Here is a 15640-nt window from a genome sequence, read left to right as displayed (position 1 = left end):
GTTTTCAGTACCGAGAAGATGGGATGAAGATAGAAATGGAGTAGCAGAGCGTAGGGAAAACTACGTGAGCAACGGACATTTCGGCTGAATTCCATATTCGATGCTGATGATGCCGTTAGGCATCTTTTGTAATCAAAAGCGGGCTTTTTGAACAACCTCTTAAATAAAATTTGATGAATGGAGCGATACACATGAGCAACTCTCAAAATCAAACCTATCAATTCCCGGAAAATTTCCTGTGGGGTGGCGCAATTGCAGCCAATCAGGCTGAAGGTGCATACAATCAAGGTGGCAAAGGATTATCTACTCAGGATGTAGCTCCCAAAGGCATCATGGGCCCGATCACGGAAGAACCAACCGAAGATAACATGAAACTGATCGGTATCGATCTGTATCATCGTTACAAGGAAGATGTAAAACTGTTTGCAGAGATGGGCTTCAAAGTATTCCGTACTTCCATCGCCTGGTCCCGGATTTTCCCAAAAGGGGACGAGCTGGAACCGAATGAAGAAGGTCTGCAGTTCTACGACGATCTGTTTGACGAGTGTCACAAATACGGGATCGAACCACTCGTAACGTTATCCCACTATGAGACACCTCTTCACTTGTCCAAAGAATACGACGGCTGGGTTAACCGGAAAATGGTTGGATTCTACGAGCGTTATGCAACCACTGTCTTCAACCGTTACAAAAACAAAGTAAAATACTGGCTTACCTTTAACGAAATCAATTCGATTCTGGAAGCTCCCTTCATGAGTGGAGGCATCTACACGCCAAAGGAGAAGCTCAGCAAGCAAGATCTGTATCAGGCAATCCATCATGAATTTGTAGCGAGTGCTTCTGCTGTGAAACTCTGTCATGAGATTATTCCTACGGCACAGATTGGTTGTATGATGCTCAGTATGCCTACCTACCCGCTGACACCGAACCCAGACGATATGATTAAAGTCATGGAATTCGAACACAGCAACTATTTCTTCGGTGATGTGCATGTAAGAGGCCGCTACCCTGGTTATATGAAACGTTACTTCCGGGAGAATGGAATCGAGATTCATATGGAACCTGGCGACGAGGAAATGTTGCTTCATACGGTAGACTTTATCTCTTTCAGTTATTACATGAGTATCTGTCAGACGGCAGACCCGGAGAAACAAATCGCAGGTGAAGGTAACCTGCTTGGCGGCGTACCTAACCCTTATCTACCAGCAAGTGAATGGGGATGGCAGATTGACCCGCAAGGTTTACGTTATGTGCTTAACATGTTCTATGACCGTTATCAGAAACCACTGTTTATTGTAGAGAATGGTCTTGGCGCTGTCGATGAGTTAATCACGGGTGCTGACGGTGAGAAAACAGTAGAAGATGATTACCGAATCCAGTATCTGAATGATCATCTGGTTCAGGTTGGCGAAGCCATTGAAGATGGCGTTGAAATTATGGGTTATACATCATGGGGTTGCATTGATGTGGTCAGTGCGTCTTCTGCCCAGTTGAAAAAACGTTATGGCTACATCTATGTTGATCGTCATGACGATGGTTCAGGAACACTCGAACGTTACCGTAAAAAATCCTTCCATTGGTACAAAGAAGTGATCAGCAGTAACGGGAAAAGTTTGCAGCGATAAAGTTTCTCAAGCAAATGTTTAAGCAAATGTAACAGATACATTCGTCTAGCCCCCAACAAATTACGTGAAAAAGTGTCGGTTATACGATACCTTGACGTGTTTACTGTCTGGGGGATTTTATTATGAATGCCCGATGTTAAACGATAAACATCGGGCATTCTCATTGGCTGTTATCCTATTCTTTACTATATGTTCTTCACTACATCCTGCTGTACTTTGTTTTGTCATCTTCCGTTATCTCGCGAATGACCCGGCAAGGGTTGCCCGCTGCAATCACCCCAGACGGTATACTCTTGGTCACTACGCTCCCTGCTCCAATGATCGTATTGTCTCCGATGGTAACTCCGGCAAGAACGGTCACACCGCCACCGATCCACACATTATTCCCTACCGTGATGGGTCCAACAATCTCCAGACCTTCATTGCGCTGCTCTACATCAAAAGGGTGGCCAGCAGTATAAAAACCACAATTTGGAGCAATAAAAACGTTATCTCCAAAACTGATTTTGCCTCCATCCAACATGACAATATTATGATTGCTATAGAAGTTCTCACCAATTTCAATATTATAACCATAATCACATACAAAGGGCTGTTCAATCAGGAAACGATCAGTCGTTCTCCCGAGCAGTTTCTTAATTAACGCTTCTCGTTCATGGATCTTGCCTGGATGGAGCTGGTTATAATCGTAACAAAGTCCTTTGGCATACAAACGCTCTTCAATCAACTCTTGATCATAATTGGCATTATATAAGAGCCCTAATTGAGATTTCTCTTTTTCAGTCATCATATCCTGGCACTTCCCATCTTCTATCTATACATTTGTTAAAGCTCTATCTCTCTAATGATTCTGGCAGGATTGCCGCCCACGATCATATTATCCGGAACATCCTTCGTAACCACAGCGCCTGAAGCAACAACAACGTTATCCCCTATGGTAACACCCGGATTTATGACGGCTCTTCCCCCTATCCAGACATTATTCCCTATCGTGACTGGCTTGCCATACTCTGCCCCCGTATTGCGTTCATGCGGATGGAGTGGATGAGTAGCTGTATAGATATGTACATCTGGCCCCATTAAACAATAGTCTCCAATACGAACTTCACACACATCTAATATCGTACAATTAAAGTTGGCATAAAAATGATTGCCCACATGAATGTTATATCCATAATCCACATGAATATTAGGTTCCATGCCCAGATGTTCACCTGTAGATCCAAACAGTTCCTTCAGTAACTTGGTTCTAAGCTCTCCGTCCGTTTCTGTCGTTTGATTGAATGTGCGCGTCATTCTGCGTGCATATTCTCGATCCTTAGACAATTCGAGATCAGAAGCCATGTACAGCTCGCCATCCAGCATTTTTTGTTTTTCCGTCTTTGTGGTCATGATCACTGCTCCCTTGGTACACATCATATAATTCAACATTAGATAATACTTTTTAAAACTATTTTAATTATATAGATTACAATGAATAAAACAAGTCTTGCTTGATATAAAAACAGTATATTCTACTCACGCACAATCTCGTAAGGTAGCCAAAAACCTCTACACCCCATTGACTAGGGGATTGCAGAGGTTCAAATTTTTTGTCTATGTTCTTTATTCTAAGCAACCGCCTGAATGGTTTTTTCCTTCACGCTAATGGCGTAGATGGCAGACACCAAACCAAGCAAAATGAGTACAGAGCCGACCCATCCGGTGTGCAGAATCGATGAATGATCGATCACCATGCCACCGATATAGGTACCGAGTGCAATACCTGCATGTGCTATACCAGAATTGGTGCTGATTAGTGTTTCAGCTGTTTCCGGTGACGTTTTGATAATCAGACTATTCTGTACAGGTGTGACCGTCCAGCTCAGTGCACTCCAGATGCTTAACAATATCAAGAAGGCAATCAAAGGAAATTGAACACTAAACGGGATGATAGCCATACTCACGATAAAGGGAATCAGCACAATGACGATCGCTTTAGCAGGATGCAGACGATCCGATAACATGCCCCCAATGCCTCCACCTGCAACAGCAGCGATCCCAAACATCATATAGATAAAGGTAACCATCGTTGCGCTGGCACCCAGGGTTTCTTGCAGAAATGGTGTGAAATACGCATATAAAGTCAAATGACCCGCAAGTACAAGCAAAGTCGTCGCATGGATTGCCAACATTTTCGGATTCCACAGCGCTGTAAGCTGTTTCTTCAGGGATACAGCAGGAATCGGCTGCACTCGATCCATCGCAATCCAGATAGCTACCATAACCACTGCGGTCAGTATGGCAATCAACATAAACACTTCACGCCAGCCAGCCAAGTTCCCTACAAAAATACCGAGTGGTACACCAAGGATAAGTGAGGCACTGCCTCCCATGGTAATGGTCCCCACCGCGCGTCCTTTATACTGTGGTTCCACAATGCGCGCTGCAAGCGTCAGGGAGAGCACAAAAATAAGTGAACCCGTCGCGGCTCCGAGAGCTCTACCCGCCATCAGCATGTAGAAGCTGGTGCTGAACGCAGAGATGAGATTACTGATCAGAAATACAAATAGCGTACACATATATACCTTTTTACGCTCGAATCTAGCCGTCATATTTAATAAAATCGGCGCAGATAACGCATAGACAAGTGAGAAAATAGAAATTAAATATCCGGCCTTAGCCAGGGATAGATGAAGATCCGTAGCAATCAGGTCCAGAATGCCGCCCAAGATCAGTTCAACGGTTCCGACCACAAATGCTGCGATAGCAAGCACATATACTTTCTTATTCATGTTGAATCCTCCTCAAAAGTTACAACTACGATAGTAACTCATAGGAATGAAAGTTTCAATAGTTATTTTCATTGTTTTTTCAAATAAAGTTATAACAAAAAAACTATTCTCTTGGAGAATAGTTTAATAGATCAACCTGGTGAGCAATCGCTCGATTTCAGCATCCTGCAACAGTTGGTCACCATATTTTTTTGTAATTTGAGTAAGGGCAACATCATGGTAGAAATAATCAGTCATGGCTTTAACAATCGGTTTGGACATCGTCTTGATGGCTCGCCATGAATCGTGTTCCACACCGGCAAACAACAGATAAGCATGATCCACAATGAGCAGTTGTGATGGCTCCGGCGCGTCAAGTAATGGAATCAACGAGTATTTACGCGTTAAGGAGGTCTCCATTCCCCCTACGGCTAACACTTCAACGTACACTCCCTGCTTTTCCTTCTGCTCCAGCAGTTCACGATATTTCTCCATTCGCTCATTCCATGCCAGGAAAAGAATTGATGATTCCGCTTCCTCGATAAGTTGTTCAATGTTTGATCCAATGGATGATTCATCTTTTAACGTCCAGATATGTTCATCCGTGAATGTACGTTTGATTTTGTAACTCTTCAGTTCCTCGATATCTTTATCAAAATCTGCCTTGATCTTATGAATAACGGACTGAATATCTACGGCCATATATAATTTTTTCTTTCCATCCATCGTGGTCAGCACCGTTCCCTTGTCGATCAGTCGATTAAGCACTTCATATATTTTGGCTTTGGGAACGTTCGAGTAATTAACAATGGATGTGGCATCAAGCGGTTCATCTTGTGCAAATATAGCCTCGTATACCTGGCTCTCATATTGTGTAAAACCGAATTTCTGCAACATATTTGGATCGGCGCATCCCTTCTTATTATGTCTGGTCTATCTAGTTTAGACGGCTATACTTCCCATGTCCAGTATGTCCCACCTAACGTGGGATTGTTTGAATCAAAATTAAATTAAGCGTTGTCCCCAAAATAAAATCACTTTCCAGTGGTTATATTAAGAATCGGATACCCATTTTGCTTGTGGAAGGAGCTGTAATTTTTAATGGAAAGCACGCAAGATTTTGTGAAGAAAGTTAATGAAAATGCCGAAAAAGCGCGTCACAATAAAAACAATGGCAAGGGAACACCTGGAGACAAGTTACCATCGAAACAGCATTCTACGAATAAGTAGAGTCTATTTATTGAACAGCATGACTTCTGTCTAGCACCTTTTCCTCTACTTTTCATCTACTATTAAGAACCTTTAATAGAAAAGAGATGATTAGTATGGCTCGTGTCAATGCTGTTCGACAACCAGATCTGGTGTTAATCTATTGGTCCAGAAATCCGCTCGTGCCTGGTTCTGCGCGCAGAATTCAAAGCGTACGTGTGATTGGAAACACCGCTCCGTGTACATTTACATTAGTTCCCGGGGCATTATTGATCAATGCATTAAACTGTTTGTTGGACAACGATATTGGATTCAAAGTGGTATACCGCCAGAAAACATCAGCCATCAGTGGAGTTCTGTTATTGAAACACAGATAATCAGACCCGAAAAAAATGGTGCTCCCTTTAGGAGAGCACCATTTTCTCATTTTTCATTCTTGGATTATAACAATTAATCCTTTATTGATTAGCAGCGATTGTTTCATTCACTTCCTGTGTAATCTCATCACCGCCGAGTTTCTTCCAATTGGCAACAAAGTTATCGAACTCGTCAATCGACAGGTTACCATAGATGATTTTCAGGAACGTCTCGGCTCTCAATTTATCCAGCGTAGCTTGCTTGGTATTCATTGTTCTCGTTGGTGCATAGATGAATTCATTCATGACAATCAGGTCATTATCCCGATAATATTTAATCACACCTTGCGAACTCTCTGGGCCAAATATCCGCTCCATATGCCACTTGTCGAGATTACCATTCCGATAATCCATAATATCATCATAGAACAGCTTCGCTTCGAGTTCCAATCCGGACGTATCTCCTGTTTGAAGCGCCTGCTCCACTTCGTCCTGCGCCTTCACATTTTTGTTGGCTGGCAGGTTAGAAACCGTCGCATTATGAAAACCAAGACCTGTCAGTCCATTTAAGTAAGCAGCCCGTTCTTCCTGCGCAGACTCACCAAACATTTTTTCAGCCTGGAAATTGAGCAATTTAATTAACGCTTCGGGATGCTCGTAACCTTTGCGAACAGCAAATATGCCGCCCAGACTAAGATGGTTCTGTGTTTTTGCTGGCTGATCATCAATCGATTGAACCGGGTAAGGCATCCAGTCGATGTTCTTGTCTTTCTTAATCATACTGCTAACCTGGAAAGGTGCCCATTGTGGCAGGAAGAACATGCCTGACTTGCCAGCATTCACATCCTCCATCATTTTAGCAAAATCTTTAACGCCAAATTCGGGATCAAGAACGCCCTTCTGATACAGAGTCTGGAGCTCACGCAATCCTTCTTTCACTTCCGGTTGGATCGTTCCATTCACGACTTGACCTGAAGCATCCTTAATCCAGGTTTCGAGATAACCATGATAGCCGAGCAAGAACGCGTTGATAGGTAAATCCTTGTTTAAGGCAATGCCGTACGTATCATCTTTGCCATTTCCGTCTGGATCTTCGAAGGTAAAGGCTTCCGCAATTTGGATGACATCCTGCATGGTTTTAGGTGCCTCAAGCCCAACCTTTTTCAGCCAATCCTGACGAATCCAGATCATATCCGAGGAATCCAACGAACCTGGGAAGCTAACCATGGCGTATATTTTTCCATCCTTGGTTACCGGCTTCAAACCTGCTCCATCTTCAGCAGACATGAACTCCTTCACCAGTTCGGATGCATACTTGTCATATACTTCGGTCAGATCCTCCAGCATTCCCGCTTCATGCAGTTGTTCGAATTGCACAGCGCTCACTTTCAGTACATCCGGCAGATCACCACTCGCGAGCGTAACATTCATCTTATCGTTATAATTGGCATCCGGAACAATCCATTCGTACGATACATCAATACCGAGTTCATCCTTATACCCTCTGGTCCAGATGTTATTGGCGTGTGTATCTCCTTCGGCTAGCGATTCTTTCCCCGTTTCATTCATGGTAGAAGTTAATTTAATGGGTGGGTCGTATTTCGTAAGTGGTCCTCCCGCATCCTGCTGTGTGTTTGGCTCAGCTTCATTCTCGGCACTTCCCGCACCGGACGAACAGGCTGCAAGTGTGGTGGCTAGTACCATGGTTAATGTTAATAATGAGAACTTCTTGAATGATATATTCATGCGAATCCCCCTTTTTTCTCCTCCCGTGAGGTATAATTTTATATTACAAAGGAAGCGCTATCACTTCGAGTGTACCCCGTTTACATCTAGTATCTTTGATTTACCCTTTGAGAAATCCTCTAACTTTTCTGATCCCGATACTCTTGAGGGGTGCAGCCTGTCGCTTTTTTGAAGAAACGATAAAAATAATGCTGATCGCTAAACCCAACCCTCGCAGATATTTCATGCATCTTACAGGTCGAACCCAGAAGCAACTCTTTGCTTCGCTCCACTCTAAGGTCATGGATGTAGTCGGATATGCCTTTGCCTGTAATCCGTTTGTACCAACGTGACAGATAAGAAGGGTTAAGAGAGACTTCCTGTGCGATCCGTGTGAGTGAGAGGTCGTCCTCCAGATGGTGCTTGATATAATGATGGATCGTGATCAGAATCTGTGATTGGTCATTCAGACGAGCATTGCTTCGTTTGGAGATCATCCATTCGTATGCAGATTGATAAAAGATAACCAGTTCGGACCATGCGGTATGGATGTCAAAATGCAGCATTCGGGACAGCGCTATCTCTTCCATTGCCGATTCATACAGCCCTAATTCGTGCAGGACTTCAATGAACACATTGGCTGCGCCAGTATAGGTTTTCATTCGAAAGAACGGATCTTGAAGTCCTTTCTTCGCAGCCTCGGTCCATTTATGGAAGGACTCCATCCACTCCCGGTCACCTGCTGTTATTCGCTGTTTGATGTGCTCCAGATGCAGAACTACGACACCCTGTTGATTCATCATGCTAGGAGTGTAAGGCAATTTATCCTGGATTTTGACACGCAGCAGCTTCTCCATCCCCAGCCCCGGACTCTCATGAATCGATAGACGCAACTGCGCAATAGCCTGATTAACCCTGTTCCATTCTACCGCCTGCTCACTAACCATGATGGATACGGACAGGTTCAAACAGTCCGCACAGGATTGCTGCACAGACTCCAGTGTGCCATAGACAAAACGAAGAGTTTGTTGCCAGTTATCCAGCTGACTTCCTCGCTCCCCTTCAGTATTAGATACGTGGGGCGGATGCACCCCCTGCGATTGAATAAAGCAAGCGATGACCTGAGTGTCCAGATCAATTGCCTTCACCTTGGCCTTGTCCTGCAGCAGTTCCTCTGCAACATTGGCAACGGCATAGCGGATTAGGCTGCGATCGGCCTGGGACTGATAGTTGTTCCATTCTTCTACCCGGATGATTACTGGAATAACGAGTTGATCGGATTCGAAAGGTAGCTGTACAGCATCAAGTTCTTCCTGAAGTGAAATGTTATCATGGCTTTCCGTTCGCTTAAGCACATCCAGCAGCAATTGACGCTGCAACTGGGGCAGCGCTCGGGGCAATTTACTCCGAAACCATGCAGCTTGGTAGCGAAAATCATTCTCTTCGGAGATTTGTGTTAATGCCCGTTCTACCGCAGCACGAATGTGATTCATGCCCTCTGTCTTTAACAGGTAATCAACAACGCAAGGATTCCGAATAGCTTGGTGTGCATAATCAAATTCGTTATGACCTGTCAGCAAGAGGACTTTGCATCGTGGCCACCGATCCATAATCTGTTCAATTAATTCCATGCCGTCCATGCCAGGCATACAGATATCACTGAGTACAATATCAACCTTTACCAAGTTCAGCCAATCGATAGCTTCATAGGCCGAGTATGCCTTGATTATCTCCATGTCCTGAAGATTTGCTTTTTGAAAAAACGCATACAGTCCGTCCAGAATAACGGGTTCATCATCTACTATGAGCATTCTCTGCATGACGTTACTCCCCCTCCCATGGAATCTTCACTATAATGCACAACCCACCGAGCTCACTTCGCTGCGCTGTAAGACCATAACCAGCCCCGAATTTGATTCTTAATCGCTGATTCACATTGATGAGCCCGGTTATCTCTTCGTTTCCATGTTTCCGCTCTGTTTCCTCAAATGCAGATTGCAGATAAATCAATGTTTCATCACTTAACTGATCCCCATCATCCTCAATGCGAATGGACAGATTGTCCAGGCCCTTTTGGTACGAGATCTGTAGGATACCTCCTTCGCTGCGTTTGGCTAGTGCATGCTCAAACACATTCTCTACGATCGGCTGAATCATGACTCTGGGAACGGAAATGACTCTGTATCTTGCGTCCAGACCCTCTAATTCCAATTGAATCCTCGAACCAAACCGGATTTTTTGAATGGATGCATAGACCAGCGCATGGTCAATCTCAGCCCCCAACGATACCTCCGTATGAGAATCCCGAGACATATACCTGAAATATTGACCCAGGTAGTCGGTGAATTCCTGAATGAGCTCCACATTCTCCACCTCAGCCATTTGCTTGATGCTGAACAGACTGTTGTATAGAAAGTGAGGTTGAATCTGGGATTGCAGATGTTTGAGTTCCGCCTCACTTGTTCGAATGCGCGCAACATAATTCTCATCGATCAAAATATGTAAGCGTTCTATCATATGGTTGAATCGGGAGTACAAATAACCGAATTCATCCCTTCTGGATGAAGGAATATATACACTTGTCTGGCCCTGTTCAGCCATTCTAAATCCTCGGATGAGCAACGATAAAGGTTGGTGAATCGATCTATAGATCGAAAAAGAGAAGACAATAATAATTACAACTGACATGAAGGTCACCATCCATAACCATACGTTATATTGTTCCAGTGGTGCGCTCAGCACATCCTGCGGAATAGTGGCTGTCAGCGTGAACGAATGATCTTTATCGTGTAAAGAATAATAGAGATATGAATCAGATTGGAACTTTGTAACTTGCATGGACTCAGACGGTTCAGGCGGAACTGTTCGAATCGGTTTTACAGGTGCTGCCTGCTCTGAAGAAGAGATGACTACATTATGGTGTTCACCAAAACTCAGTGTAATCTCACTTTCACCCGTTTCCGACAGTTGCTGCAAACGATGTTTCAGTTCTTCAGCAGACAAGCGTATTCCTAATATGAAATTGGGTGGCTCCTCATGGTTCATGTTATACGGATTGCTTTTCAGGAAATAGAGAACGTTATTGGAATGCGATAATTCGCCATTCAGATTCCCCATTGTCGCGAGCAGATTCTTCCACTCGGTATCCTCTACATCCCGAATCCCGTCCGCCGCACTGACTCGTTTATGCAGAGCGGGAACGTAATACACAACATCACTAATATAAGGACTCGTCACCATGATCTGACCCAACTTATTGTGAATGTTGTTCAGGCTGGACGTGATTTCATAGCTACTCATAATCGCAGCCCTTGTACTTAGCGTGGACATGGGTTCATCAAATGAAAATTCAGTAACCAGCGCACTCATCCGCTCCAATTCGAATTGCAGATGATTATGGTAGAAGTACAATTTGGACTCATGGGCCTTCTCCACCTCCGTCTGCATTTGTTTGGAGCTGAGTTGTGTAATCATAATGCTTATCCCGTACAGGGGCAGAATGACCAGTATAAAAGCAATCATCAGTTTGACGACAATGGATGACTCTCTCCATCTCCCCCAAATGAATCTCAATGCTCCATCTCTCCTCTCCTCTTTCTTCTCACCTCAATAGCAAAAAAAGGAGCCAGAAATCGGCTCCTCAATCGATTGGTTTTCCTCCTACCGATCTTATCCCTTTACACTTCCGACGACAAGCCCATGAACGAAATATCGCTGCAGGAACGGATACACAAGTAGAATCGGAATAACGGACAAAAAGATCTGGGAAGCTTGGGTAGTTCTATCCGATACCTGACTTAAGAGTGTCGCATCCTCCAGCGTCATCATCTCGCTCTGAATCATCGTCACCTGCTGTAACATGGACTGAAGATATGTAGCAAGCGGATAACCTTCCGGACTTTTCATGTAGATCATGCCATCGAACCAGGCGTTCCAGTGTCCCACCATGGCGAACAGCGTGATGGTCGCAATACTGGGAAGTGAAATAGGAAGATAGATGCTGCATAGCGTGCGGAAATGTCCTGCCCCATCCATCCAGGAGGCCTCTTCAAGTTCCTTCGGCAATCCCCGGAAGAAATTAAGCATTAGAAGTACATTAAAGATCGGAACAGCACCCGGCAAAATTAGAGCCCAGATGGAATCCAACAAGCCCGCTTCCTTAACCACCAGGTAACCCGGGATCAATCCTCCACTGAATAACATGGTGAATACGAATATCCAGGCATAGACTGTTCTTGAACGGAATTTGGCAGCCTCTTTGGAGAGCGGATAAGCTACCAGAATTGTGAAGATCAGATTGGTCGTAACCCCCAGAATGACACGTAGCAGGCTCGTGCCGAATGAGTTCAGGAATTGCTGATTTTCCAGAATGTATTGATAGGAGGACAATGTAAAATCCACAGGCCAGAATGTGACGCTCCCCGCTTTGACCGCATCACTTGAACTAAATGAAATCGCTAATATATTCACAATCGGGAACAGGCATAACAAGGCAAGAATCGTCAGGATGACGTAGTTAAACCCTAGGAACCACCGATAGGCTCTTGAAGCGTGGTGCATGACTCTGCCTCCTTTCTAGAATATCCGATAATTCGCGAACCGATAGGCCAAGAAATAACCAAGTCCGATAAAAATGAACGAAACGACAGATTTGATCAGCCCCAACGCTGTGGATACAGAATACTGTGCATCCTGCAATCCGATCCGATAGATCATCGTATCGAGAATATCTCCTGATTCGTATACCAATGGATTATAGAGGTTGAACACTTGATCAAAACCGCCGTTGAGTACATTCCCCAGACTAAGTGTTACCATCAAAATTACGATTGGGCGAATGCCGGGCAGTGTGATATGCCATGTCTGTTTCCATCTTCCCGCTCCATCCATAACAGAGGCCTCGTAGAGTGACTTATCAATATTCGTGAGGGCAGCAAGATAGATAATCGTACCAAATCCGAATTCTTTCCATTGGTCTGTGATGACGAGTATGTATGGAAACCACTCGTTACTGGCCAGGAATTGAATTGGGTCAATTCCGAGGGCTTTTAGCAACATATTAACGATCCCTGTGCTGGGAGATAACACATCCACGATGATTCCCGCCAGAATAACCCAAGAGAAAAAGTGAGGCATATAAATTACAGTCTGAATCGTTCTTTTGAAACCTGTCTTGCGAACCTCGTTGAGTAATAAGGCTACAAGTACCGGAATAAACAAGCCGGACACAATTTTCATCGTTGATATAAACACCGTATTCCATACAACTTGCGAGAAACCGGGCAGATCGAACAGATACCTGAAATTATCCCACCCCACCCAGTTCATGTTTTTGAATCCGGCAATGGGAGAGAAATTCTGAAAGGCAATAGAGAGCCCCGCCATCGGAATGTAACCGAATACAATAATAATCAGCAGTCCGGGTAGAATCATAAGATGAAGCGGAACGTTTCGGATGAATTGTTTGTAGTTGGAACGCATAGCTGACTCCTCCTTCAACGTTTATTATAGGAGCAGCCCTTTCACCGCAACAGTGTGGGCTATTTACTTTAGGTATCTTTTGTTGACTGCTTTCCACAGTTCAATAGCCATACCAAAAAAGAAACGAATCAGTTGCAATTCTATTGTTAAGCCATTAGAATGAACTCTTTTGAGATATGCTTAGACATAGATATGGTGGAAGGAATTTGCAACTACGATATGAAACCTTACATTCCAGCGTACGTAATGTAATATTTACCATTAGGGTGTAGAGTAAACTGTTATTTATTTTGATTACAATGAGGGATATTATGAAAAAACAATTTATGGTACTTGGTCTTGGACGATTCGGTTCAAGCTTGACACACACACTCATTAAAAATGGGCATGAAGTGCTCGCTGTAGACAAAAGCGAAACTCTTGTTCAGGAGATTTCAACGGTGGCAACCCATGCGGTACAAGCAGATTGCACTGACAAATCAGTCCTTATGGAGCTTGGAGCAAGCAATTTTTCACACGCCATTGTCGCGATTGGCGAAGATCTGCAAGCAAGCATACTGACCACTCTGTTATTGAAAGAACTTAATGTACCCAAAGTAACAGCCAAAGCAAAAAATGATAACCATGGCAGTGTGCTTAGCAAGATTGGTGCGGATCAGATCGTTTATCCTGAACGTGACATGGCCACAAGGCTGGGGAATCAGCTTAGCTCCGACAACATTATTGATTCCATTGAATTGTCTTCAGATTATAATCTGGTTGAAATCAAAGCACCCTTAAGTATGAATCAGAAGACACTTCTGGAACTCAACATTCGGGCAGAATATGGATGTACCGTTATCGCCATCAAAACGGGGAATAACCTGAATATCTCACCCATGGCAGAAGACATAGTCCGTGCGGGAGATATGCTCCTGTTAATAGGCAGTAACGATGACATTCGGAATCTGGAGAGTGACTATGAACCAAAGAAATAAAAGCACACATGGAAACTCGCCGCTAGATAAGATTGAATCCATTGTGAACAAGCTAAAAAATAATATGAGCCCTCCTCAACTGATCATGATCATCTTCTTCACCCTTATCTGGATCGGAGCCATATTGTTAGCACTACCGGTATCTTCCAGTAACGGAAAATCAATCGGGTTAATTGATGCTCTGTTTACAGCTACTTCTGCAATCTGTGTAAACGGGCTTATCGTACTGGATACAGGGAGTGTCTTTTCAACATTCGGACAGGTCATCATCATGATTTTGATTCAGGTTGGTGGACTGGGGTTTATGACACTAGGTGTAATGGTTGCCATTATTCTGGGGAAACGGATTGGTTTAAAACAGAGGCTTCTTATTCAACAAGCCACCAACACCTCCTCTGCTCAAGGTCTGGTTAAGTTATCCATGTATATTGTACTTATAGCCTTTGCTTTTGAAGCTCTGGCTACGGTGGTTCTTACATTGCGCTGGCAGAGTGATTTGGGATGGGGACAAGCTTTCTATTACGCCATATTCCATTCCATCTCTGCCTTCAATAATGCGGGTTTCTCTCTTTGGAGTGATAGCCTTACCCCATTTGTTGGTGACCCGATTGTTAATCTCACAGTCATTACGCTCTTTATCATTGGCGGCTTGGGTTACATTGTGGTTGTGGATGTATTCCGCAAACGTTCATGGAGAAAGCTCTCCCTTCATTCAAAAATTGTGTTAATCGGTAGTTTTTCTCTGTACTTGTTTGGATTTCTCACTATTTTTTTACTCGAGAGTTGGAACCCTTCTACGTTTGCTGATTTATCTTACAGTGAACGTATATGGGCTTCTCTGTTTCAGGGTACTGCTCCTCGAAGCTCTGGATTCAATACCATTGACATTGGAAGTATGTTGGCCACATCCCAATTTTTCATTATTATCCTAATGTTCATTGGGGCTTCTTCCGGCGGAACAGGTGGAGGAATTAAAATCAATACTTTTGTGGTCCTTATTCTTGCGACCATACAAACATTTCGGGGCGGCGGACAGATTCATGCTTTTGAGCGTAAAATTGCAGAAGAAACAGTAATGCGTGCACTCGCTGTTGTCTTAAGTTCTCTCGCCTTTGTGCTTGGGATTTCCATTCTGCTATCCATATCCGAAGGCATTCTAGAAAATCATTTTCTGGATGTTTTGTTTGAAGCTACTTCAGCATTTAGCACCACAGGACTCTCGATGGGTCTGACGAGTGAGTTGAGTGTTGCCGGTAAAATTATAGTCTCTATTACGATGTTTGCAGGACGATTGGGACCATTAACTCTGGCTTTTGCACTGGCTCAGAAGAAACGCACATCCAAAATCGGTTATGCAGAGGACCATGTCCTTATTGGTTAACATACCGGACTACGACATGTTAATCCTATTGCGAAAGTTAATTGCTTTTTATGTCAAAACAAGTTCAATAGCAAAAGGCCCCCTTATCGGAGACAACTGATGTCTACATAAAGGGGCCTTTGTTTATATATTT

14 protein-coding genes are annotated in these 15640 nt (G+C 43.8%); 5 read left to right on the top strand and 9 right to left on the bottom strand.

Features of this window, described 5'->3' with window-relative positions; all coding sequences use genetic code 11:
* The first annotated feature begins 191 nt into the window (after positions 1-191).
* Positions 192-1625, top strand: coding sequence for a glycoside hydrolase family 1 protein (locus tag MKZ12_RS13835; RefSeq protein WP_339242358.1), 1434 nt, complete (start codon positions 192-194; stop codon positions 1623-1625).
* 199 nt (positions 1626-1824) lie between these two features.
* Here MKZ12_RS13835 and MKZ12_RS13830 read toward each other — a convergent pair whose 3' ends face one another.
* From MKZ12_RS13830 to MKZ12_RS13815, 4 genes are all read right to left on the bottom strand, one after another.
* Positions 1825-2412: a sugar O-acetyltransferase gene (locus MKZ12_RS13830; RefSeq protein ID WP_339261410.1), complete on the bottom strand. Its 588-nt coding sequence runs from the start codon at positions 2410-2412 to the stop codon at positions 1825-1827.
* A 38-nt stretch (positions 2413-2450) separates the two neighbouring features.
* Complete coding sequence (locus MKZ12_RS13825; RefSeq protein ID WP_339260931.1) at positions 2451-3017, bottom strand: sugar O-acetyltransferase; 567 nt, start codon at positions 3015-3017, stop codon at positions 2451-2453.
* A 218-nt stretch (positions 3018-3235) separates the two neighbouring features.
* Positions 3236-4399: an MFS transporter gene (locus MKZ12_RS13820; RefSeq protein WP_339260929.1), complete on the bottom strand. Its 1164-nt coding sequence runs from the start codon at positions 4397-4399 to the stop codon at positions 3236-3238.
* Positions 4400-4522: 123 nt separating this feature from the next.
* A complete protein-coding gene (locus MKZ12_RS13815) occupies positions 4523-5275 on the bottom strand; it encodes a helix-turn-helix domain-containing protein (protein WP_339260927.1) in 753 nt (250 codons plus the stop codon).
* 204 nt (positions 5276-5479) lie between these two features.
* On the opposite strand from MKZ12_RS13815, the gene MKZ12_RS13810 reads away from it, so the two are divergent.
* Positions 5480-5608 (top strand): DUF4023 family protein, encoded by a 129-nt coding sequence (locus MKZ12_RS13810; protein WP_047842809.1) that lies wholly within the window; start codon positions 5480-5482, stop codon positions 5606-5608.
* Positions 5609-5703: 95 nt separating this feature from the next.
* On the top strand, positions 5704-5964 hold the full coding sequence (locus MKZ12_RS13805; RefSeq protein WP_339260925.1) for a hypothetical protein: 261 nt from the start codon (positions 5704-5706) through the stop codon (positions 5962-5964).
* A gap of 81 nt (positions 5965-6045) precedes the next feature.
* On the opposite strand, the gene MKZ12_RS13800 is transcribed toward MKZ12_RS13805, so the two are convergent.
* The 5 genes from MKZ12_RS13800 to MKZ12_RS13780 form a co-directional block, all read right to left on the bottom strand.
* Positions 6046-7689, bottom strand: a complete 1644-nt coding sequence (locus MKZ12_RS13800; RefSeq protein WP_339242350.1) for an extracellular solute-binding protein — start codon at positions 7687-7689, stop codon at positions 6046-6048.
* Between the two features lie 119 nt (positions 7690-7808).
* On the bottom strand, positions 7809-9488 hold the full coding sequence (locus MKZ12_RS13795; protein WP_339260924.1) for a response regulator: 1680 nt from the start codon (positions 9486-9488) through the stop codon (positions 7809-7811).
* Between the two features lie 4 nt (positions 9489-9492).
* On the bottom strand, positions 9493-11241 hold the full coding sequence (locus tag MKZ12_RS13790) for a histidine kinase (protein WP_339260923.1): 1749 nt from the start codon (positions 11239-11241) through the stop codon (positions 9493-9495).
* A 96-nt stretch (positions 11242-11337) separates the two neighbouring features.
* Complete coding sequence (locus MKZ12_RS13785) at positions 11338-12228, bottom strand: carbohydrate ABC transporter permease (protein WP_339242341.1); 891 nt, start codon at positions 12226-12228, stop codon at positions 11338-11340.
* Positions 12229-12243: 15 nt separating this feature from the next.
* Complete coding sequence (locus tag MKZ12_RS13780) at positions 12244-13149, bottom strand: ABC transporter permease subunit (protein ID WP_339260921.1); 906 nt, start codon at positions 13147-13149, stop codon at positions 12244-12246.
* Between the two features lie 311 nt (positions 13150-13460).
* On the opposite strand from MKZ12_RS13780, the gene MKZ12_RS13775 reads away from it, so the two are divergent.
* Positions 13461-14126, top strand: coding sequence for a TrkA family potassium uptake protein (locus MKZ12_RS13775; RefSeq protein WP_237175555.1), 666 nt, complete (start codon positions 13461-13463; stop codon positions 14124-14126).
* Positions 14110-15507, top strand: a complete 1398-nt coding sequence (locus MKZ12_RS13770) for a TrkH family potassium uptake protein (RefSeq protein WP_339260919.1) — start codon at positions 14110-14112, stop codon at positions 15505-15507. The genes MKZ12_RS13775 and MKZ12_RS13770 overlap by 17 nt, the downstream gene beginning before the upstream one ends.
* The last annotated feature ends 133 nt before the right edge of the window (positions 15508-15640 follow it).

The sequence above is a fragment of the Paenibacillus sp. FSL R5-0713 genome, from assembly GCF_037973325.1.
In the GTDB taxonomy this organism is placed as follows: domain Bacteria; phylum Bacillota; class Bacilli; order Paenibacillales; family Paenibacillaceae; genus Paenibacillus.
This window is presented reverse-complemented; position numbering and strand designations above follow the sequence as displayed.